This window comes from Paenibacillus sp. JT22N15 (assembly GCF_059383755.1).
On the sequence record NZ_JBXENV010000001.1, the window covers coordinates 255,863 to 276,871 of the forward strand.

Sequence of the window (21,009 nt, forward strand, 5' to 3'; positions counted from 1 at the left end):
TCTTCCTTAAACGTATATAGACCCTATATAAAACCTATACGGCACTTATTTTGTACGTGCACTTGGTCCCGCCTTTAGCGAGGCATTCGGTCCGCTCTACCTCTGCATGAAGCAGCGACTGAAATAACGTCAGCTCACAGCTGCAAGCCTGCTGGTATTGATTCGCTACCTGAGCGATTGGGCAGTTATACTCATTTAATACAAAATGCCCCTCGCCTGCCGGCTCGACCTCAACCATATAACCTCCGGCATTTTGAATAGCTGCAAGCTCCAGCACCTTCTGCTCCAGTGCTTTGCCCGCCATGCGCGGAGCATAACGCTCCAGCAGCTTCTGCTTGCGGCCTTCAAACATGCGGGTAATAAGGCCTGCTGTAGCTGCCTCGTCTGCCAGCTCACCGAGTAAATCAAGCGTCAGCGTATGGTAGTTTTTTGGAAAACGGTCATCCGCGTGTGAGGTAAGCTCGTATCGATGCAGCGGTCTTCCCATTGCCTGCTTGACCATCACAATTTGTATAGCTTGTTCCTCTTCAAGTGCGTACATATGTCGCCTGACGGCCATTTCAGTCAGCGCAAGCTCGCTTGCAAGCTGCGCGGCATTCATAGAGCCATTCATCTTGAGCAAATGCAAAATGCGCTGGCGCGTAGAGCCTGGAGACGTTCTCTTATCCGGCGCAGGACCGGCGCTTCGTTGATTTTGCTGCTTCATCCTATCGCCACCTTCGAACGCTTGTTACAGGTATTGTAACATATTCTAAAAGTATGGTGTGTACGATTCGGTTTAAACTTTTCCCTCAAAATCAACCAGCTCGCGCTCCAGATAAAGCTCCACTTCCTGTTTGAAACGCAGCAATTGCGGAGCTAGCTGACTGGTTAGCGGATGCAGCTCGCCGCGCTGCCATTCATAATACTGCTGAACGAGCGGCCTGCGCAGCTGTACCAATTGCTTGAACGTCGGCAGCAGCTCTGCGGAAAACACGCCTTCCGCTCCAGTCACATCCACAATATCCTCATAACTGCTCGCATCACGCATCATAAATCCGTCAATAAGATAGCTGCCGACATCGGTAACGGTTTCAACTGCAAGATGCAGCGCCCGCTCCTGTGCCAGTCCTTGCAGCATGCTGCCATTCCACTCGGCTGCAATGAAGGTCAGTGCCTCAGAAATATCAGGAATTGCATTAAGCCTCACCGCAATTTGTTCGCGATTCACGTAATACATACCGTTTCGCCACCTTTATCGTTACTTCTTCTTTTTGGCCTTGCGCTTCAGCACAGCGACCATAATAATGCTGCTGGCAATAATGACGAACAAATACGTCATTATTTGATATAAGTCTTCTCCCATTGCCATTAACGTCCTCTCTTAAGGCTGGCGTGTCTTGGAGACAGCGACGAAATAAAGTACCGCTAATTTTCTCGCAGCGCCTTAGCTTTCAAAATCGATGCTTACAGATGCTTCGCGAACCTGGGTCATATGCTCAATTACTTTCTGGTGTACCGGATGAACCTGATAAGCCGCCAATGCATCAAGCGATTCGAAAGTTGTAATCAGGCCAATATCATAAGAACGTTCGGAATGCAGGACGTCCAGGCCAACCGTAATCGATTTTAATTCGTCAATTTTACCTTCCATATTGCGAAGCACCTGTGCGGTCGTTTCCACGCTCTCGGCGCTGTTATCCTTTAGTTTAAACAAAACAATATGCGTAATCATTATCGTATTACTCCCTTCGACTAGTGGAATTGCTTAAACCCTTTTGTCACATAATAACCCAAGCAGCCGCAATCCGGCAACGTTAATCCGATAAGAGAGGACTGATTTAACATGCGTTATAAATTTACAGCCATCGCCGCCCTGATTGGACTGGCTTTATGCCTGTACAATTCAACCGGCTACGACCCGCATAATATGGTGTTCTTTATGTTCAGCGTCCCAGCCTGGTTCGTTGACTTGTTTATCGATGTTCATGAGGTAAGTGTGATGCTTATGTATGTACTTACTGTTGCTACATGGGCGCTGCTCGGATTGATTGCCGACGTCATCGTGTACCGAACCTCGTCCAGAACGCGTTATCGCGCCTAGCATCAACGGCCGAAAACCGTCCTCTGGCGGCAAAGCTACCGTTTCGAGGGTGAAATATAAGCCGATTACAAGGGGGAAACTTATACATGCTTATATTTTTAAAAAGAGGAGCCAGTCGGCTCCTCTTCTTGTTTATAAAACCTATGTGCAGAAAGCGCCCCAAAGCACCTTCTCTTTTTAATGAAAAATTCGTTTATTAAGCCGCTTCTACAATTAGCTTCGTCTTCATCTCCATATGACCCGTACCGCATGGAACGGAGCAATGCATCACATATTCGCCTGGCTTGTCGAACTCAATATTCGTTTCCAGCTTCTCGCCTTCAAGATCAACATTCAGCTCATCAATTTTCAAACCGTGAATACCGCTTTTGTTTTTCAGACGAAGAATGACTTTGTCTCCAACCTTCACTTTATATTCTGTTTGATCAAAAGTGAAATCGGCGTTGGCTTGTACGTTTACCAAAACCGTACCTTCAGGCAGTGAAGCAGATTCATCCACTGGCTTTGCCGGCAAGCCTGCTGTTAGCAAATAAACACCTAGCAGTGATGCCGCTGTCATTAATACAAACATAATCCACTTATGCATTACAACGTACTCCCCTTTACTATCTAATGTTTACTTCTTATATTACATAAGATCGTCCTATGTACTCAAGCTTAAACTGATTAAGGGGAAAACTTTTTTGGTGATTATGACAAAATGATGAACTTTTCTCAATTGCCGCTAAAAGCAGCTAGGGTGTTGCTTGACATTTCATTTGTAAAGCAGTTCTTATTATTATCGACAATACGTTCGAAGCAACTGCTCCGATTCCGAACGAATATATCCCCATAACAGAATGAAACGGTGGCGGTACCCTCGACAAATATACTGCGCCTCCAGCCCATCCTCACTTCGCTTCTCTTCAACCATTTCAATGCCCTTGCTTCTCAGCTGTTTACGAAGAGCAGTAAGCTCCAGCAACACACGGTCCTGCAAGCCAAGCAGCATCGTCTCATAAAGCTTTGGAAGCTTGGCTTCGCTTGAATGAAGCACACGTATATCATGATCCAGAATCCGTACAATGATGCCAAGCAGCACATAACGCCTTGCCAGCACAAGCTCCTCCTCTCTCTGAATCGGTTGACGCCTCATAACTAGCACACGCGCAGTCGGTTTCTCCAATGGCTTCATCGAAATAAACAGCCCCCTTCGCAATAAGAACACTTGTTCCTATTATATACAAAGTGAGCCGGTTTATACAAGTGCTACATTGCCCAACGTTTACTTATTTTTATCCTTTAAAATTTCAATCATTTGACGAATTTTATCCGGAAGCGGCAAACCCAATCTTCCGTAATTTTCAGTAATAGAGATCAGTTCATTGGCAATATAAAAATAAATAGCCGCTCCCATTGTCATATTATTAGCATCCAACAATAGATCTACACGGTGTGCGATGAGTATAACGAGCAGCATAAGCCCTTTGCGAGCAATTCCCCATGCTCCAAATGAACTGTTAAGGCCTCGACCCTCCTTTAAAGATGCAGACACACCAGTCACATAGTCAATAGCCATAACGACGATCAGCAGTGTAAGCGATTCCATCCATACACCAAAAGCAAATGTCACAATAGACCCCAGAAACGCACAAATGGAGCAAAAATATACAAACCCAGGCATCAGGTATCCTCCTCTTCTCAATCCATACAATATCGTATGCTGAGAGATTAGGGATGGTCTGTTCATTCTATTAAATATGCGGATAACTAAGCAAAGCTCTTCCATCCGCCATCCTGATCTAATAGATTTTTCCTTTCATTAGCCAATATTGCTTACCCTCCCTTTCTTAAACACTACCATGATGACGGCTGCCAGCGCCAAAATCAACATATTGGTCAAATCCCAAAAAGGCCAAATCGTAACAAAGCTATTAATATACGGAATGTTGGGACCAATGGTATAAGCCAGCCCAAACATCAGCAAGCCGAATGGAAATATAATTGCACGTTGTTCTCGCAGGCCAAGAAATTGAGATAGGCCGTATACAAAGGCAAACGCATTAATTGACATTTTCACATAGGTCGAAACGATATAGCTGATGACCAATACAGCCTCTACACGTTCTATAAATCGGCCAATGCTAATTCTTTTGGCCATGGCGTACGCGGCATAAATTTGATGCTCCGTCATATAATCGCCCAGCACGAGCAGCGACATAATAACGATCAGAAATAAGGAACAGCTCGCTACTAGGGAGACCAGCATAAAATCTCTTGTCCAGCTGTTTGTCTGCTTCATGAAAGGAAAGAGCATAAAAAAGGTAACCATTTGAAAAAAGGGAAAAGAGGTTGCATACAGTACGCCTTTGCCATAGTCCGCTGCTTTATGATGAAAAACAGGCAGTAGATTGGAGAGTGAAGCTTCTGGAAGCAGCATAACAATGAACATGATGAACATCAGCACCAAACCCACGATAAAAATCTCGGCCGATTTTGCAAAAACAACCAGACCAGCCCTCAAGGTAATGACAACTAGAATAGTAATCATAAGCACGATTACTCGTACCGGCGTTTCCGGCATCATTTGAGTTGTAACAAAGTCACCAACAACTCTCAATTGGGTACCAATGGCATTAAAAAGCAGAAATAAGAAAAACAGGCTGCATAAGCCGCCCAGCCATTTTCCTAGAGCAGCTCGATGAATCTCAATCAATGTAAGCCCCGGAAAAAGGCGGTAGCACTTATCTACAAACCAGACGACGACAAGTCCTGAGAACATGCTTAGCAAAGAGGGAATCCAGGCATCCGAGTCCAGAATGGAAGCAAGCAAGGTCGGAATAAACCAGAACATATCGCCCACGATGAAAAATAGAACGAGTACAGCCATTTGTCTAGCGCTTATGCTTCCCTGCTTCGGCATGCCCTCACCCCCTCGACTTAAAATGCATTAAACCAGTTTTCCAGCGGCTTATAAATGTACACAATAATATTTAGTGGACTAGGCAATCTGATTTGGTTGAAGGCACATATACTCAAAAAAGCACCCCCCGCCAGCATAATCAGATAAACAAAAATTTCTTTTTTCCAGCCTTTTTTCGCGAGCTTCGGCAGCTCGATGACCGCAAGCGTTATGGCCAGAGCCGATATAATCAGAATTCCAGCCACTTAGCCTTCCTCATTTCTTCAAATAGTTTTGAAACGCATCATTTGTCGTGCCGACCTTCGGAATCTGAAGCTCAATGTCATATTCCAGCTTGACCTGGGGAAACAGCTCATCCCAGTCATCCTTCCACTTCTCCCACTGCTTTGGCTTGTATTCATGAAACGTATTACCAAAGCCAAATATATCGGAATTATAGGTTTTCTGAACATGCTCAACAGCTCCCTGAATGACCCCCCTTATCCTCTGCTTTCCGTTTTCTTCAAGCATTTTGATCGTTTCTGGTTTCGTTAAATCGATTTTGCATTCCACATCGGCTACCGATGCCACCTGCTTCATCTTCACCTTAATGACCGGCTTGCCGTCCACGACCTTGGGGATAAGCTTCGTTTTATTGCGCAATACTTCCATGACAATATAACCGCCATCTGGACAGGTCTGATGGCCTACGGTGCTTGTCACGTTATCCATTATATAATTGTAGCCCTTGCTATAATTTTCATTGAGCCAGCCAATAAGCTTGTCAGAATGAAAAACAGCAAGCCCGGTAATTCGGGTACGCGTTCGTGAATCCGCTTGCTGGATATTCGAAATATTTTCCCCTTGCCGGGCTTTGCCTTCCAGCCGAACTCCGGTCAACACAGGGCTAATTCCGTCTGTAACAAGCTGTTCGATCAAACTTTCAATCGTAACCGTTGTCGTGGGTGCCCATGTTTTGGCAGATGTATCCAGCGCATAAAATAAATTTTCCGCCGGAATTTTCTCCAGCGACGTCAAAATTTTCAAAATTTGATTCGCCGGCGCTTTATGCGCGATCATTAAGTAAAAATCCGTTCGTGCTTCCGGATTACGTGACAGCAGATCGAGTACATTGGCTATCCCTTCCCTCGCCAGCGATTCCCCGATGATCAGCACCCGGATATGCGCGGAATATATTTTTCGCGAGCTGGTTTCCGTCAGTTTGCGGAACGCTTCAAATACGGTTGGCGCGGTCGCCTCATACATGGCAACCGGCGAGCGCCCTCCCCCGCCCGCCTTTGCCGACAGCTCGCTAGGAATAACAACCTGAACGGAGACCCGGTATTGATTGCCAACCTTGTCAATGGCCGTTCCCAGCTGAATGCCGAGCGTATCCAGCTCCCGCCGATTCCAGCAGCCGCTGACTGCAGAAGCTGCAATTGACCATACCAGCATTAGCAAGAGCAGTTTGCCTGCTCGCCAAGTAAATCTGCTCATGCTTTATCCCCCTAAATTTTCTGTTTGTTCCTCGGTCTTTGCCGAACCAAATTTTTCTCTGCGGTTGCAACAGCGCGCGTTCGCATTTTCGTCCAGGGCAGCCGAAACAGCGTATCCTTCTGATTGCTCCATATGAATGGGGAAAACGACTGCATATAGGGAATGCCGAACGATTGCAGACTATTCAAATGCAGAACGAGCAAAATATAGCCCAGCAAAATGCCGAATAGACCAAAGGAAGCGGCAAGCCCCATTAAGACGAAACGAATCATCCGTACCGATATCGACATGCTCGTAGCCGGAATGACAAAGCTCGATATCGCCGTAATCGATACGATAATGACCATCGCCGCCGAGACGATGCCCGCGTCTACAGCGGCTTGTCCAATAACGAGCGTACCGACGATCGAGACCGCTTGACCAACGGTTTTCGGCATTCGCACGCCAGCTTCCCGCAAAATTTCGAATGTGAGCTCCATCGCAAGCGCTTCAATAAAGGCTGGAAAAGGCACTCCCTCACGCTGAGCCGCCAAATTAATAAGCAGGCTCGTCGGAAGCATTTCTTGATGAAAGGTCGTTATGGCGATATAAAGCGACGGAGCAAGCAGCGTAATCATAAAAGCAATAAACCGCAGAATCCTCAGCAGAGTACTGATGTCCGCCCGTTGATAATAATCTTCCGCTGATTGGAAAAATTGAATAAACAGCGCCGGAACCAGCAGCACAAAGGGCGTACCATCTACCAAAATCGCAACTCGGCCTTCCAGAAGACCGGCTGCAATCGTATCAGGCCGTTCCGTATTGTAGATCGTAGCAAAGGGCGTCAGTGCAGTATCCTGAATCAGCTCCTCAATATAGCCACTCTCCAGAATACCGTCGATATTGATTTCACCAAGCCGCTTTCTCACTTCCTCCACGATCTTCTCATCCGCTACATTGCGCAGATACATAATCGATACGGAGGTTTTTGTAATCTTGCCAATTTCCATGCCTTCTGTCCACAGCTGCGGGTCCTTGATCTTCCGCCGAATGAGCGCTCTATTGGTAGCAATATTTTCAGTAAAAGCTTCCATTGGACCCCTAACGACAACCTGGGAGGTAGGCTCGCTGACATTGCGATCCTTCCAGCCCTCGGCGGCTACACAAATCGCATCTGGACTGTCTGCCAATAACAGAACAGCCCAGCCGGACAGCAGTTGATAAAATAACGGGTCCCATTCGCTGATCGTAACGGTTTCACCGACCGCGAGCACCGCATTTTTCAAATATAACAGCCTATTGCCGCTTTTGCGGCTCGCCGTTTGCTCCTCAGACATAAAATAATCCAATATAACATGATGAATCACAGTGGAATCCGTTAATCCATCCATATAAACAAGCGCCGCTTGCAAGCCATTGTCATTATTCATTTCTTTAATCACGAGATCCTGGCTGTTGCCAAAGCTGGCTCTGATGAACGAGAGATTGCTCATTAATTTCCGATCCAGCCGCTTATCCACAGAAGCGTTCATCTACAAACCACCTCCCCAAGCTGCACATAATTGCATATATTGTCCAAGAGGACTTCCAATTATTCCTTATAATTGGAAATCCCTTCACGCTAGCCCTCTCCTTTCTTGCTCCAGCCCTGTCTCAATCGGGCGGCTATATAACTTAGCAGCAGCAGCCCCGGCGAGTAAGTAAACACCCAGAACAGCCACGCCACATCGAATTGTACAAAAGCAACGATGCCCGGTGCCAAAAAATAAGCATAGCCGACAATAAGAAACCCAAATGGACGCATCATAAAACGATGGTCCTGAAGCTTAAACAGCTGCTGCAGCCCCCGTACAAAAGCATAGCCATATATGATGCATCGAAAATAAGTGGAAATGATATAATCAATCGCCAGCACCGCTTCCAGACGCTGCACAAAGTCGCCGATATTGATTTTCTTAGCCATCACATAGGGCGAATAGACGGTATGTTCAGTAGCGAATACCCCCAGAACGCATATACACAGCACAATAATTACCCAAATGGCTATACCTGCAGCAAGAGCAGCCAGCAAATAATCACGGGCAGCGTGTTCGCTTTCCTCCACGCTATCGAAAATCATCAGGAATGCGAACATTTCGCAAAAAGGAAATGCGATAAAAAAAAGCGCCCCCTTCACGATGCCCGGAAATCCCGTTACCTCGATCGGCAGCAGTTGAGTAAAATCTATTTTTGGGATAAGCAAAATAATGAGCAAAATAAACAAAGCGGAAAAAAGCGGGAAGACCACCTCGCCCAGTCGAGCAATCGTCGTGATCCCACCGCGAATGGCAAGCGTAATCGGCAAAACCAGCAGCAGGCAAATGACTAGCTGCGGCGTCTCCGTCATCATTTGCGTCGTTACAAAATCCGCGATTTCCCGAACCTGAGTAATCGAAGTATTAAACATCATTACGAGAAATACGAGGGATAGAAGTCCACCGGCTATTTTTCCAAATGCTTGATTATTAATATCGATTAGGGTTTTCCCTGGAAACCGTTTGCTGATTCTGAAAATAAACCAAGCAGCTCCAACACCAAATGGCACGCCAATTAACCCCGACATCCAGGCTGATTGTTTTGCAAAAGCAGCTGTCAAGGGAGGCAGATATAGCTGCATATCGCCAATAATGAAAAATATAACGAGGATGGCTAGCTGCCTCACGCTAATCGTTTGTTGTTCGCGCTGCACTTCGTATCACCCGCTTTGCGTTTGAAATATAGCCGTAATCCATTTTGTCCAGCAAGATGTTGAATTATCCATAAATGGATTTTTGCTGTTGCCGGCTATTCGGCCGTCTCCTTCATTGGCAGCTTGCCCCGCAGTTTTGCAAGTCCCCAGCCAAGCAGCAGCAGCCCCGGCGAATACGTCAAAATCCAGAACACCCAGGGTACGGCTAACGTATTAAGAAACACTATTCCTGGCGTCACCATATAAGAATAACCCAACGCCATAAATGCGAAGGGAACCGTTAATATTCGAAAATCTCGAAGCTTGAACAACCGCGATACGCCGAGAACGAAAGCATAACCGTAGATTAAACTGCGAAAATAGGCGGTAATAATGAAGCTGATTGCAAAAATCGCCTCCATCCGCTGAACGAAGTTGCCGATGTTGATTTTTTTCGACATAATGTACGGGGAATAGAAAGAATGTTGGGTAATGTAAGTACCAAGTACTAGCAAGCACAGCAAAACCATAACCCAAATCGCTAGTCCGCCTATCAAAACCCCCAGCATATAGTCACGGGCACGGTGTTTGCTTTGAACAACATTCGGAAAAATCATCAAAAAAGCGAATAGCTCGCAAAAAGGAAAACCTACAAAAAATAATGAGCCCTTCATAATGCCGGAAGCGCCCGCACCCCAGATAGGCAAAAGTTCAGTAGGCTTCAAACTCGGCAGGAGCAACAGCAGGAGCAGTACAAACACCAATACAAATAAGGGAAATATCGTTTCGCCCGCTCGACCGACCGCTCGAATGCCCCCATGTATCGCGATCGCTAATGGAAAAATCATCAGAAGGCAGATCATGATATTTGGCGTCTCAATCAATATTTGTGTGGTGACAAAATCACCGATCTCCCTGATTTGGGTAATCGAGGTGTTGAACATCATCGCCAGAAAAAGCAGCGAAACAAAGCTTCCGGCTAGTTTGCCAAAAGCCTGATTATTGATTTCGATGAGCGTCATATCCGGAAAATGTTTGCTGAGGCTGTATATAAACCAAGCCATGCCAAGTCCGATGGGCAGGCCTATTAACCCGGACAGCCAGGCGGCTTCTTCTGCGAATTCGGCTGTAAGAGAGGGTAAAAACAACTGCATATCGCCCATGATAAAATAAATAACAAGGATAGCTAGCTGCCTTGCGCTTATCGATGGCTGTCCCTGCTGCATGTTGCTTCACCCGCTTTGCGCTTAAAATGTCGGCTTGCTGCCGTTATCCATTTTGTCCACAAGGATGAATAATTATCCAGCATTCGCGGGGAAAGGCAAGATCAGCTCGGCAGGCTAGCTATACATTTCGCGGTAAGCTTTCGGGGAGACGTTTTCCGCTTTGCGAAATACGCGAATGAAGTAGCTGGATTGCGAAAATCCCGTTCGGCTGGCGATTTCGCTGACAGGCAGCCTGGTCGCAACTAGCAGGCTTTTGGCGGCGGCAATACGGCAGGCGGTCAAATATTGCTGCGGCGTACGCCCCATTACCTGCCGGAATAGCCGCAAAAAATAATACGGGCTGTAGCCGCACAGCGCTGCCATCTCCGGCAGCGTCCACGCTTGTCCACTCGTGCCGCGTATAAGATCTGCCGCTTCGCGAATCGCATTTTTGGTGATGAGCGGCAGCGCATCGTGCTCCAGGCGCTCCGAATTATGGGCAAGCTCCGCCAGCAGCTCATATAGAAGCGCTGACATCCGCGGTTCATGCCGCGTCTCGAAGCTGCCGCACAACATGTACATCTCCTCTGTCAGCTCCACAAAACGCGCAAGCGAAGCTTGCGAAACGGCAAACAGCCACACGCTGGAAGCATCCGCTGCCCGCAGCAGCAAAAGCTCCATCGGCACCATAAAATGAATCCAGCGCACATCCCATGGCTGCTCGGGATCGGTTCCATAATGCTGGTAAGCTCCCCGAGGATATAAGAAGCCCTCCCCCGCTTTTAGGCTGACGCGCTGCCCCTCCTTCATGACATAGCCGCTTCCAGAGCAGACAATATGCAAATTATAGGCAGTTATGGCCCCTGCGGCCCGCCGCTCGTTATGCTGGGGAAAATCATTATATCGGCCGACTGAATCCGGATAACAGACATAATGCCCGGCAGCCGGCTCGGGCAATTGATAGTAGGTACGCATCGATTAGCTCCTTTTCGCCAAAGAGCGCAATATTTTCATATCGATCACAACATAATAGTATATACGCACTGAAATACTGATTCTACAATAATAAAATAGCCGATAGATAGCAATTTATTATTATTTTTATGGAGGTATAACTTTAATGACACACGTAAACCCAATAAATGAGTTTGCCCTTGGCGTCTGCTATTACCCTGAGCAATGGCCTGAGGAGCTATGGGATGATGATCTTCGCCGGATGAAGGAAATGGGGCTCTCGATCATTCGGGTAGCCGAATTTGCCTGGTCGGTGTTCGAGCCCGAGGAAGGCGTATTCCAATTTGACCTGTTTGACAAAGTCATTGACCTGGCTCATAAGCATGGGCTGAAGGTCATTATCGGCACCCCTACAGCAACGCCGCCTGCATGGCTGACGTTCAAGTATCCCGAGGTGCTCAACGTAACCTTTGATGGGGTCACGCTTCAGCATGGTCTGCGCCGCCACACCAACTATAACAGTCCCAAATATCGGGAGCTGAGCGCTCGCATTGCTCGCCAAATGGCGGAGCATTACTGTGATCATCCGGCCGTCGTTGGCTGGCAAATCGACAATGAATTCAATTGTGAAATTTCCGAATTTTATTCGGAAGCGGATCATCTGGCTTTTCGAGAGTGGCTGCAGCGCAAATACGTTACGCTCGACAAGCTGAATGAAGCTTGGGGCGCTGTCTTTTGGAATCAGACGTATTCCGCTTGGGAGCAAGTCTTTCTTCCGCGTCCGACAGCGGCGCCAAGACAGCCGAATCCGCATCAGGCGCTGGATGAGAAGCGGTTTATTTCCGACAGCACTATTTCTTACGCCGAGGTGCAGGCCAAGGTGCTGCGCGAGGCAGCGCCCAAGCAGTGGGTAACGACGAATGGCTTGTTCGGCCATCTCGACAGCCACCGGATGACGGACGAGCTGCTGGACTTTTTCAGCTACGACTCCTACCCGCAATTTTCCACCATTAACTATGACAAAAATGAAGATAACCCGCTGCTCGATCGCGGCTGGAGCCTGACGCTGTCTACAACTCGCTCCATTTCGCCGAATTTCTGCATTATGGAGCAGCAGGCTGGACCAGGCGGCTGGGTGAACCGCATGGATATGCCTTCGCCGAAGCCGGGTCAAATGCGCCTGTGGACGTACCAATCCATTGCTCATGGCGCAGATATGGTCGTTTATTTCCGCTGGAGAACGGCAGCCTTTGGCAATGAAATCTATTGGCATGGACTGAACGACTACCATAATGGCCCGAACCGCCGTCTTCGTGAAGCAGCGCAAATCGGCGCTGAGCTCGCCAAGGCCGGTCCGCGCATTGTCGGTACGCGCAACCGGGCAGAGGTAGCCCTCGTACGCGATTATGACAATGAGTGGGATGGCGAATACGATATTTGGCACGGGCCTTTTTCCTGGAAAAGCAGCAAGGAATGGTTCAAAGCGCTGCAGCGCCAGCATATTCCAAATGATGTCCTTTACATGCGAAGCGGCACAACGCTTGCTGACCTGCAGCGCTACCGCGTGCTCGTCTATCCGCATCCGGCCATTATGCGGGATGAAACAGCTGCTTTGCTGGAGCAATATGTGGCTAGCGGCGGCACCATTATATTCGGCTGCCGCACCGGCTACAAGGATGAGCGCGGCCACTGCTACATGCGCCCATTCCCTGGCGCCGCCGCACGCCTTGTCGGCATTTCCGTCGAGGAGTTTACGCAAATTAAAGGTACGCGCAAGTCGGCAATGATCGAATGGAAGCAAGGAGGCGGTGAAGCAACTACCGCGGATCTGTTCAATGATGTACTCGCAATCGAAAGCGATACCGTCGAGATCATTGGCGAATATGCCTCCGATTATTATGCAGGCAAGCCCGCCGTTACCCGCAATGTCGTTGGAGCTGGCTTTGCTTGGTATTACGGCGCTGTATTCAATGAGGCGGCGGCACGCAACGTGATCGGCATGCTCGGCTTGTCATCGCCAGTTGCCAATTGGCTCACACTGCCGGAGCAGGTGGAGCTGACTATTCGCGAGGGCGAGGCTGGGCCGCTCTACTTCCTCCTCAACTATGCGGAGGAAGCTGCCGAGCTCAATCTCAGCGAGCCGCGCACCGACCTTATAAGCGGGGATACGCTTCAAGGCTCAGTCATGCTGGAACCTTACGGCGTGCTTATTTTGACCTAAATGATTCAAAGCAGCTTTCAAAATATATAACCTAAATAAAACAGCACCCCGTTTCCGCCTCATCAGCTGAGGAAGATGCGGGGTGCTGTTATTTTAGTCTGGCTAAAGGCCGCAGCTATCTAGCAAGTTTCGATCGTATGACACTATTGCGCTTCCGCTTCCAGCACCAGTTCAAACTCCGCATCGCGGTCACAGACCAGCTTGCCATCCTTCACCTCAAGCTTGGCAACTTGAATGGAGCTGCGCCGCGTGAGATACCCCGGCACCTGACCAGGCACCTCCCAATCGCCGCGTCTATCGGGATGGGTGAAATAGAATATATACGCCTGCTCGCCTTGGACAACGACATCGGCATGCAAGCCAATGGTCCCGTCATCCTCACGCTGGCCTGGCTCATTCAAGATCAAGTTGTTGCGCTCCCAGCGTTCCAAATCATCCGAACGGAAGACGCCTTGTCCCCGCCATTCATCGACAATCATCCAATATGAGCCTTGCAGCCGAAATACATTCGGCCCCTCATGGCCCCGCTCCGTAATGACAGGACCAACCACTTTCCAGTTATACAAATCGCTGCTGTCTGCGGCATAGGTGAACGAGCCCAGCGCCTCATCCTTATACCACATGCGGAAGCGTCCATCCGGAAGCTCATAAATGCAGGCATCAATGACCCGATCCGAGCTAAGCCGTACATTAGAAACAAACGTCCAGTCGAGCAAATTAGCACTTGTATAATGAAAAATCTCCCGCTTATGGCCCGCCCAATCATCGGGCACGCCTTGAATATAGCTGACGTACATATGGTAAAGCCCATTATGCCAAATGATTTCCGGGGCCCAAAATGTATTTCGTCCCCATTCAATATCCAGCCCCGTCAGCGTTCCCCGGTAATTCCAGCTGCGGCCGCCATCTGCGGACGAGGCGACGCCTAAATCTGTGCCATGCACCCATGCAAAGCCTGGACCTTCCACCGTAGCACGGCGATTCGTATAAATGATCCACCATTCCTGCTGCTCGCGATTATAAATAACGACCGGATCTGCCGCTCCGTCAAAGATTGGATCTCTGAATAATGGCGCCTTCATCTACTCATTCCTCCTGGCAAGCTCTGTTTGCATTCAAGCGTAAACGGCTGTCGTCAATGGCTTGCAACAGAGCGCCACCTGACATCATTTGGGTTCGGACAGCTTTTTTCTTTATATTTGGCGGAGATTTGCACAATACATCCGCAAACGATGCATGTCGTCCCGCTCATCAGCTTCGGACAGCTGCCGCATTCCCGAAGGCGCGCTGCATACACCTCATCGTCCACGCAGCGTTCGGACGACTGAAACATCGGCGCAGCCAAAATCCGCTGGATCTGCGCTTCTGTGACGGTATAGCTGTCATCACAGCCTTTGCAGCTTCTTGCGCTCCTGTCCATGCCCGTCTTCATGCCGTCCGCCTCCATTGCGTTCTATTCATCCCTTTATTATTGCTCGATCAGCTCAAGCACCGTAACCGACATCGCTGGAAGCTTAGCCGATACCTTTTCTCCATCCCATGTAAAGCTTGTAAAAGCGGCAGGTTCTACTGCATTTGGCTGCTCAAACGTATTATGCGAGTCAATGGCCGCGCCTGCTAGCACTGTGCCCTTGATCGTTTTCTGGCCTTGTCCCAAGCCGCGCAGCGCAATGGATACGTCTGCTTCGGCACTATGATCCAGATTACATAAGCTGATATGGATTTTGCCATCTGCCGCTTTGGAAGCCGATACTGAAATTTGCGGCAGCTTCTCGTCGCCATGCTCGTAACGGGCGCTAGTCGTATGCGTATCCAGAAGCTCAGCATCCTGATGCACCTTAAACATATCAAAAATATGATAGGTTGGCGTCAGCAGCATTTTTTCCCCTTCTGTCAAAATAACCGATTGCAGCACATTGACGATTTGCGCAATGTTCGCCATTTGCACACGGTCGCAATGATCGTGGAAAATATGCAGCGTAAGGCCAGCTACAAGCGCATCGCGAATCGAGTTTTGCTGGTACAGGAAGCCTGGGTTCGTGCCCGGTTCTGTATTGAACCATGTGCCCCACTCATCGACGATCAAGCCAACGCGCTTCTCAGGATCATATTGATCCATAATCGCCGAATGCTTCGTAATAAGCTCTTCCATCCACAGCGCTTTTCTCAGCGTAATCGCCCATTCATCCTCAGGGAAGCCGGTAGCTGCTCCCTTGTCCTGCCATTCCTTCGGAACGGTGTAATAGTGCAGGCTGATGCCGTCCATTTTGTTAGCTGCTTCGCGCATCAGCACTTCCATCCACTTGTAATCGTCGACGTTCGGGCCGCAGGCAATGCGGTAAATTTCATTGTCGCCATAATTGCGAACGTAAGTCTGGTAGCGGCGGTACAGATCCGCATAATATTCTGGACGCATATTGCCGCCACAGCCCCAGTTCTCATTGCCGACGCCAAAATATTTCAGCTTCCACGGCTTCTCGCGGCCGTTTTTCTCACGCAGCTCCGCCATTGGCGATACGCCGTCGAAGGTTATGTATTCAACCCACTCGGACATTTCCTGTACTGTGCCGCTGCCTACATTGCCGGAAATATAAGGCTCGCAGCCGAGCTGTTCGCAAAGCAGCAAAAACTCATGTGTGCCAAAATGGTTATTTTCGACTACGCCGCCCCAATGGGTATTGATCATGCGCTTGCGCTCTTCGCTTGGGCCAATGCCGTCCTTCCAGTGATATTCATCGGCAAAACAGCCGCCCGGCCAGCGCAGCACCGGAATATTCAATTTTTTGAGCGCTTCCACAACATCGTTGCGAATGCCTTTCGTATTTGGAATGACCGAATCCTCGCCAACCCAGAAGCCTTCATAAATACAGCGTCCCAAATGCTCGGAGAAATGTCCATATATGTTGCGGTTAATCGTACCTTTAGCAATGTCTGCGTTAATTGTAATTTGATTGCTCATCGTTATAGCCTCCCACATGGATTAATAAAAATATAAATCATTTATTGATAACATTAATTTAACTTCATAATAAACAATCCAACCGCATTTATCAACCCTCTTTTGAAAAATAAATCGGGTAGACGTAAACGCTTACGTAATTGCTCGCTACAAACTGGTGAATGGGCGTTTCCCTACTATTCGCACGAAAGCGTGGCAGCAAAAAAAAGCTCCCCCATCCTCGCTCGGATGGAGAAGCTTTCTGGTTAAAGCTTTATACAACTTCGCTAATTGTCCGTTTGCCTGTGAACTGGCTGTTATACAGATCGGCATAAAAACCGCCCTGCTCCAGCAGCGCTTCGTGTCTTCCCTGCTCAATAATAGAGCCATTGTTCATGACCAAAATCAGATCAGCGCCGCGAATCGTCGACAAGCGGTGGGCAATGACGAAGCTGGTTCGATTTTTCATCAGCTCGCCCATCGCTCGTTGGATAATAATTTCTGTACGCGTATCAACGCTGCTCGTCGCTTCATCAAGGATCAGAATCGATGGATCAGCTAAAATGGCCCGGGCAATGGTCAGCAGTTGCTTCTGCCCTTGGGAAATGTTTGATGCTTCCTCGTTCAATATCGTGTCATAGCCATCTGGCAGCGTCCGAATGAAATGATCCGCATGCGCTGCTCTAGCCGCTTGATAAACCTCTTCCTCCGTAGCATCCTCCCGCCCATAAGCGATATTGTCGCGAATGCTGCCATTGAACAGCCATGTATCCTGCAGCACCATGCCGAACATTCGGCGCAAGCTTCTGCGCTGGAGCGCTGTAATGTCCTCGCCGTCAATCGTAATACGACCGCCATTCAGCTCATAGAAGCGCATTAGCAAATTAATCATCGTCGTCTTGCCAGCTCCGGTCGGACCGACTATGGCGACGGTCTGGCCAGGCAACACATCAATATTCATCCCGCTAATTAGCGGCTCATCGGCTTTATAGCCAAAATCTACCTGCTCGAAGCGAACGGCGCCAGTCGGCTTGCTGATCGCTTTGGCATTTTTCGCCTCGGGCACCTCATCCTCTTCATCAAGCAGCTCGAATACCCGCTCTGCGGAGGCGATTGTAGATTGAATAATATTCGCAATGTTGGCCAGCTGCGTAATCGGCATCGTGAACTGTCTTGTATATTGGATAAATGCCAAAATATCGCCGATTTTAATCGCATTTCTCGTGACGAGCAAGCCGCCGATGACGCATACGAGCACATAGCCGATATTGCTAATGAAGCTCATAATCGGCATAATGATGCCGGACACAAATTGTGCGCGCCAGCCAGAATCATACAGCTTCTCGTTCATTTCATTAAATTCATCCAGCGATTTGCGCTCATGTCCGAATGCTTTGACAATTTTATGCCCCGTGTACATTTCCTCGACATGTCCGTTCAAGCGTCCAAGCTCAGCCTGCTGGCCGGCAAAATATTTTTGCGAACGCTTGGCAATCGCCTTCGTTGCAAGTAAGCTCGCAGGAATCGTCAAGAAAACGATCAGCGTCAAAAGCGGGCTGATGGTCAGCATCATAACGATGACGCCGACGAGGGTAATGAATGACGTTATGAGCTGCGTCAAGCTTTGCTGAAGCGTATTGCTAATATTGTCCACATCATTGACGACCCGGCTCAGCACCTCGCCGTTGGAGCGCGAATCGAAAAACTTCAGCGGCAGGCGTGCAAATTTATTATTTACATCCTTGCGCAAATCATAGACGGTTTTCTGGGCGACGCCAGCCATTAAATACTGCTGAATGAAGCCAAATGCGGCGCTGATCAAATACAGCACAACAAGCGTCAGCAGAATCGTGTTAATCGCATCAAAATCAATACGGGCACCCGGAACGCCTTGGGCTATTCCCATTACTCCCTCGTAAAGCTTCGTTGTAGCTTGCCCCATCATTTTCGGGCTGACGATGCTGAATACGGTACTTAAAATCGCGGTCAGCAGCACAAGCGCAAGCTTCGTGCGATGCGGCTTCAAGTAGGCAGCCAGCCGTTTCAAGGTGCCCTTGAAATCCTTCGCCTTCTGAGGGGGCATCATCATGCCCATTCCTGGAGGACCCATGCCGATTCCTTTCGGCCTTTGCGGGGAATTCTGCTTCTGCTCACTCATGCAATTTCCTCCTCCGAAAGCTGTGAATATACGATTTCCCGGTACACATCACAAGACTCCATCAGCTCCTGATGCGTCCCGATTCCGGCTAGCTCGCCTTCATCGAGCACAATGATGCGGTCAGCATCGAGCACTGTACTCACCCGCTGGGCAACGAGCAATACCGTCGAATGTACCGTTTCCTCACGCAAGGCGGCACGCAGCTTCGCATCCGTCTTAAAGTCGAGCGCCGAGAAGCTGTCGTCGAACACATAGATTTCTGGCTGGCGAACGAGCGCACGAGCAATGGATAGGCGCTGCTTCTGCCCGCCGGAAAGATTGTTTCCTCCCTGCGATACGCTGGCGCCAAATCCTTCCTTCATCGTGCCGATAAACTCGGCCGCCTGCGCCACCTCTGCCGCATGCTCCATTTCCTCATCGGTTGCATTTTCTTTGCCGTAGCGGATATTATCCGCGATCGTGCCGGTGAACAATACGGCCTTCTGCGGCACAAAGCCGATTTTTTCGCGCAGCGTTTCCTGGGATAGCTCACGAATATCCACATCATCAATGATGATGCTGCCACCCGCCGTATCATAAAAGCGCGGAATCAAATTAACGAGCGTCGACTTCCCAGAGCCTGTTCCTCCAATAATAGCTGTCACCTCGCCAGGTGCCGCCTTGAACGAAATATTCGATAAAGCAGGCTGCTCGGCTCCCGGATAGCTGAACGTCACATCGCGAAACTCGATATAGCCTTTGCGCGTGCCTGTGTTCTTGACGCTGGCGCTGTCCGCAATATCCGGCACCATGTCCAGCACTTCATTAATACGCACCGCCGATGCCGAAGCACGCGGAATCATAACGAGCATCATCGATAACATTAGAAGCGAGAACATAATTTGCATCGCATATTGGATAAAAGCCATTAGTGAGCCGACTTCCATATCGCCATTCTCGATACGCAGCCCGCCAATTGCGATAATCGCCACTGTCGATAAATTCATGACCAGCATCATAAGCGGCATCATTACCGCCATAATTTTGTTGACTTTAATCGCCGTTTCGGTCAGATCGCTGTTGGCAGCGTCAAATTTCTTGTTTTCATAATTTGTCCGATCGAATGAGCGGATTACCCGAATGCCGGTCAGTCCTTCGCGCAGCACCAAGTTGAGCTTATCCATACGAACCTGCATCATTTTAAACAGTGGAATACCTTTGCGGACGACGAGCAATATCGCGCCAGCGAGAACAGGCAATGCGACAACCAGCACAAGCGACAGCTTCGCATCTTTCGAAATGGCCATAATAATGCCCCCGATGCACATCATCGGCGCCATTACCATCATGCGCATAATCATCATCAACACTTGCTGCACCTGTGTAATATCATTCGTCGTACGCGTAATGAGCGAGGCCGTGCCGATTTTGTCAAACTCCTGCAGCGAGAAGTTTTGCACATGTCCAAACACCTTCTCCCGCACGAGGCGCCCGAAGCTCGCTGAAGCTTTTGCCGAAAAATAGCTGGCGCCGATAGAGCTAATGCCGCCGACCGCCGCTATGAGCAGCATAAAGGAGCCAATTTTCCATATAAGCGGGGTATCTCCTTTAGATACGCCATCATCGACGATGTCCGCCATCAGCGTGGGGAGATATAGATCCGACAGCGACTGAATAAATACTAGCACAAGCACCGCGGCTATCAGCCAGCGAAACGGCTTTAAAAAGCGAAATAACCTTAACATTGCTGTTCATCCCCCGTTTGTTCAGACTCATTCAGCTCATCAAAATACTCAAATGCTTTGGATAAAATACGAACCAGTTCATGCGAATCCCGCTCTCCCAAGTATTGCGCCAGTCCTGCCATTCGATTCATAAAATCGGCAATGACCTTCTCCGCGATGCGTTCCCCTTCCTCTGTCAGCGAGATGCGTACAGCCCGCCGATCATCGGGATCAGCGTTTCTCTGCACGAGTCCATTCGTCTCCATCCCGTTGACCAGTTGGGTGATCGTGGGAGAGGTTACCCGGAGCAAGCGGCTGATGACCGAGATTTTCATCCCTGGCTTATCCTGCGCCTTCATAGAACCGCGCTTGATGCACATCAGCACCTGCATTTCGCTAAACTTGCCGTCCGGATTCGGCTTCTGCCGCCAATTGAGCCGATGAAAGCTGCGAAACACACGAATTAATTCATTTGTAATTTTCTCGCTGTGTTCCGTTGCATTGCTTTCTTTGCTTGTGTCGTCCGTCTTGTCTTTGCTGCTCTTATTGCTTGTGTCGTTTTCGTTATGTTCCAAAGGGAGCCCTCCTTTCATTTATATTTCTTTGCCCTTTCATGTAGGCTACCAATTATTTTCCCATTAATTATTTTCCTTATGATTATCTTATAACTAAAATAATAGGCA

The 21,009-nt window shown here is 48.8% G+C and carries 21 protein-coding genes; 2 read left to right on the top strand and 19 right to left on the bottom strand.

Annotated elements, in window-relative coordinates; all coding sequences use genetic code 11:
* Nucleotides 1-34 precede the first annotated feature (34 nt).
* From AC50X8_RS01115 to AC50X8_RS01125, 3 genes are all read right to left on the bottom strand, one after another.
* The gene (locus AC50X8_RS01115) at nt 35-706 is read right to left on the bottom strand and encodes a helix-turn-helix transcriptional regulator (RefSeq protein ID WP_056029588.1); all 672 of its coding nucleotides are present in this window, start codon (nt 704-706) and stop codon (nt 35-37) included.
* 72 nt (nt 707-778) lie between these two features.
* Nucleotides 779-1,219, bottom strand: coding sequence for a DUF86 domain-containing protein (locus AC50X8_RS01120; protein ID WP_056029591.1), 441 nt, complete (start codon nt 1,217-1,219; stop codon nt 779-781).
* Between the two features lie 207 nt (nt 1,220-1,426).
* The gene (locus tag AC50X8_RS01125; RefSeq protein ID WP_056029594.1) at nt 1,427-1,714 is read right to left on the bottom strand and encodes a Dabb family protein; all 288 of its coding nucleotides are present in this window, start codon (nt 1,712-1,714) and stop codon (nt 1,427-1,429) included.
* A gap of 111 nt (nt 1,715-1,825) precedes the next feature.
* Here AC50X8_RS01125 and AC50X8_RS01130 point away from each other — a divergent pair, with 111 nt between their 5' ends.
* Nucleotides 1,826-2,083, top strand: coding sequence for a hypothetical protein (locus AC50X8_RS01130; protein ID WP_056029597.1), 258 nt, complete (start codon nt 1,826-1,828; stop codon nt 2,081-2,083).
* Between the two features lie 196 nt (nt 2,084-2,279).
* On the opposite strand, the gene AC50X8_RS01135 is transcribed toward AC50X8_RS01130, so the two are convergent.
* The 10 genes from AC50X8_RS01135 to AC50X8_RS01180 form a co-directional block, all read right to left on the bottom strand.
* On the bottom strand, nt 2,280-2,669 hold the full coding sequence (locus AC50X8_RS01135; RefSeq protein WP_056029600.1) for a cupredoxin domain-containing protein: 390 nt from the start codon (nt 2,667-2,669) through the stop codon (nt 2,280-2,282).
* Between the two features lie 192 nt (nt 2,670-2,861).
* Nucleotides 2,862-3,257 (bottom strand): YhjD family protein, encoded by a 396-nt coding sequence (locus tag AC50X8_RS01140; protein WP_235533032.1) that lies wholly within the window; start codon nt 3,255-3,257, stop codon nt 2,862-2,864.
* A 90-nt stretch (nt 3,258-3,347) separates the two neighbouring features.
* On the bottom strand, nt 3,348-3,746 hold the full coding sequence (locus tag AC50X8_RS01145; protein WP_056029603.1) for a phage holin family protein: 399 nt from the start codon (nt 3,744-3,746) through the stop codon (nt 3,348-3,350).
* A gap of 138 nt (nt 3,747-3,884) precedes the next feature.
* Nucleotides 3,885-4,985: a GerAB/ArcD/ProY family transporter gene (locus AC50X8_RS01150; RefSeq protein ID WP_056029606.1), complete on the bottom strand. Its 1,101-nt coding sequence runs from the start codon at nt 4,983-4,985 to the stop codon at nt 3,885-3,887.
* 17 nt (nt 4,986-5,002) lie between these two features.
* Nucleotides 5,003-5,230: a hypothetical protein gene (locus AC50X8_RS01155; protein ID WP_046230012.1), complete on the bottom strand. Its 228-nt coding sequence runs from the start codon at nt 5,228-5,230 to the stop codon at nt 5,003-5,005.
* Nucleotides 5,231-5,240: 10 nt separating this feature from the next.
* Nucleotides 5,241-6,461: a Ger(x)C family spore germination protein gene (locus AC50X8_RS01160; protein ID WP_494878171.1), complete on the bottom strand. Its 1,221-nt coding sequence runs from the start codon at nt 6,459-6,461 to the stop codon at nt 5,241-5,243.
* Between the two features lie 11 nt (nt 6,462-6,472).
* Nucleotides 6,473-7,972, bottom strand: a complete 1,500-nt coding sequence (locus tag AC50X8_RS01165; RefSeq protein ID WP_046230013.1) for a spore germination protein — start codon at nt 7,970-7,972, stop codon at nt 6,473-6,475.
* A gap of 89 nt (nt 7,973-8,061) precedes the next feature.
* The gene (locus AC50X8_RS01170) at nt 8,062-9,168 is read right to left on the bottom strand and encodes a GerAB/ArcD/ProY family transporter (RefSeq protein ID WP_056029613.1); all 1,107 of its coding nucleotides are present in this window, start codon (nt 9,166-9,168) and stop codon (nt 8,062-8,064) included.
* Between the two features lie 95 nt (nt 9,169-9,263).
* Complete coding sequence (locus AC50X8_RS01175) at nt 9,264-10,373, bottom strand: GerAB/ArcD/ProY family transporter (RefSeq protein WP_494878173.1); 1,110 nt, start codon at nt 10,371-10,373, stop codon at nt 9,264-9,266.
* 114 nt (nt 10,374-10,487) lie between these two features.
* On the bottom strand, nt 10,488-11,327 hold the full coding sequence (locus AC50X8_RS01180) for an AraC family transcriptional regulator (protein ID WP_494858255.1): 840 nt from the start codon (nt 11,325-11,327) through the stop codon (nt 10,488-10,490).
* A gap of 145 nt (nt 11,328-11,472) precedes the next feature.
* On the opposite strand from AC50X8_RS01180, the gene AC50X8_RS01185 reads away from it, so the two are divergent.
* Entirely contained in the window at nt 11,473-13,527 is a 2,055-nt protein-coding gene (locus AC50X8_RS01185) for a beta-galactosidase (protein ID WP_494878175.1), read from the top strand.
* Nucleotides 13,528-13,670: 143 nt separating this feature from the next.
* On the opposite strand, the gene AC50X8_RS01190 is transcribed toward AC50X8_RS01185, so the two are convergent.
* The 6 genes from AC50X8_RS01190 to AC50X8_RS01215 all read right to left on the bottom strand — a co-directional run bounded on the left by AC50X8_RS01190 (nt 13,671) and on the right by AC50X8_RS01215 (nt 20,901).
* Nucleotides 13,671-14,609 carry a glycoside hydrolase family protein gene (locus AC50X8_RS01190; RefSeq protein WP_056029625.1) on the bottom strand — a complete coding sequence of 313 codons (939 nt, stop codon included), beginning with the start codon at nt 14,607-14,609 and terminating at the stop codon, nt 13,671-13,673.
* Between the two features lie 53 nt (nt 14,610-14,662).
* Nucleotides 14,663-14,959: a hypothetical protein gene (locus AC50X8_RS01195; RefSeq protein ID WP_231594156.1), complete on the bottom strand. Its 297-nt coding sequence runs from the start codon at nt 14,957-14,959 to the stop codon at nt 14,663-14,665.
* Nucleotides 14,960-14,995: 36 nt separating this feature from the next.
* Nucleotides 14,996-16,486: an alpha-N-arabinofuranosidase gene (locus AC50X8_RS01200; protein ID WP_494858250.1), complete on the bottom strand. Its 1,491-nt coding sequence runs from the start codon at nt 16,484-16,486 to the stop codon at nt 14,996-14,998.
* Nucleotides 16,487-16,739: 253 nt separating this feature from the next.
* The gene (locus AC50X8_RS01205; RefSeq protein WP_494878177.1) at nt 16,740-18,623 is read right to left on the bottom strand and encodes an ABC transporter ATP-binding protein; all 1,884 of its coding nucleotides are present in this window, start codon (nt 18,621-18,623) and stop codon (nt 16,740-16,742) included.
* Nucleotides 18,620-20,347, bottom strand: a complete 1,728-nt coding sequence (locus AC50X8_RS01210; protein WP_099519628.1) for an ABC transporter ATP-binding protein — start codon at nt 20,345-20,347, stop codon at nt 18,620-18,622. The genes AC50X8_RS01205 and AC50X8_RS01210 overlap by 4 nt, the downstream gene beginning before the upstream one ends.
* Nucleotides 20,341-20,901, bottom strand: coding sequence for a MarR family winged helix-turn-helix transcriptional regulator (locus tag AC50X8_RS01215; RefSeq protein WP_235533033.1), 561 nt, complete (start codon nt 20,899-20,901; stop codon nt 20,341-20,343). The genes AC50X8_RS01210 and AC50X8_RS01215 overlap by 7 nt, the downstream gene beginning before the upstream one ends.
* Between the last annotated feature and the right edge of the window lie 108 nt (nt 20,902-21,009).

Coding starts and splice junctions, on each gene's coding strand:
- AC50X8_RS01135 (WP_056029600.1), bottom strand. CDS start 2,669: ATGCATAAGTGGATTATGTTTGTATTAATGACAGCGGCATCACTGCTA.
- AC50X8_RS01140 (WP_235533032.1), bottom strand. CDS start 3,257: ATGAAGCCATTGGAGAAACCGACTGCGCGTGTGCTAGTTATGAGGCGT.
- AC50X8_RS01185 (WP_494878175.1), top strand. CDS start 11,473: ATGACACACGTAAACCCAATAAATGAGTTTGCCCTTGGCGTCTGCTAT.
- AC50X8_RS01180 (WP_494858255.1), bottom strand. CDS start 11,327: ATGCGTACCTACTATCAATTGCCCGAGCCGGCTGCCGGGCATTATGTC.
- AC50X8_RS01150 (WP_056029606.1), bottom strand. CDS start 4,985: ATGCCGAAGCAGGGAAGCATAAGCGCTAGACAAATGGCTGTACTCGTT.
- AC50X8_RS01200 (WP_494858250.1), bottom strand. CDS start 16,486: ATGAGCAATCAAATTACAATTAACGCAGACATTGCTAAAGGTACGATT.
- AC50X8_RS01130 (WP_056029597.1), top strand. CDS start 1,826: ATGCGTTATAAATTTACAGCCATCGCCGCCCTGATTGGACTGGCTTTA.
- AC50X8_RS01190 (WP_056029625.1), bottom strand. CDS start 14,609: ATGAAGGCGCCATTATTCAGAGATCCAATCTTTGACGGAGCGGCAGAT.
- AC50X8_RS01195 (WP_231594156.1), bottom strand. CDS start 14,959: ATGAAGACGGGCATGGACAGGAGCGCAAGAAGCTGCAAAGGCTGTGAT.
- AC50X8_RS01115 (WP_056029588.1), bottom strand. CDS start 706: ATGAAGCAGCAAAATCAACGAAGCGCCGGTCCTGCGCCGGATAAGAGA.
- AC50X8_RS01205 (WP_494878177.1), bottom strand. CDS start 18,623: ATGAGTGAGCAGAAGCAGAATTCCCCGCAAAGGCCGAAAGGAATCGGC.
- AC50X8_RS01145 (WP_056029603.1), bottom strand. CDS start 3,746: ATGCCTGGGTTTGTATATTTTTGCTCCATTTGTGCGTTTCTGGGGTCT.
- AC50X8_RS01160 (WP_494878171.1), bottom strand. CDS start 6,461: ATGAGCAGATTTACTTGGCGAGCAGGCAAACTGCTCTTGCTAATGCTG.
- AC50X8_RS01175 (WP_494878173.1), bottom strand. CDS start 10,373: ATGCAGCAGGGACAGCCATCGATAAGCGCAAGGCAGCTAGCTATCCTT.
- AC50X8_RS01210 (WP_099519628.1), bottom strand. CDS start 20,347: ATGTTAAGGTTATTTCGCTTTTTAAAGCCGTTTCGCTGGCTGATAGCC.
- AC50X8_RS01125 (WP_056029594.1), bottom strand. CDS start 1,714: ATGATTACGCATATTGTTTTGTTTAAACTAAAGGATAACAGCGCCGAG.
- AC50X8_RS01165 (WP_046230013.1), bottom strand. CDS start 7,972: ATGAACGCTTCTGTGGATAAGCGGCTGGATCGGAAATTAATGAGCAAT.
- AC50X8_RS01120 (WP_056029591.1), bottom strand. CDS start 1,219: ATGTATTACGTGAATCGCGAACAAATTGCGGTGAGGCTTAATGCAATT.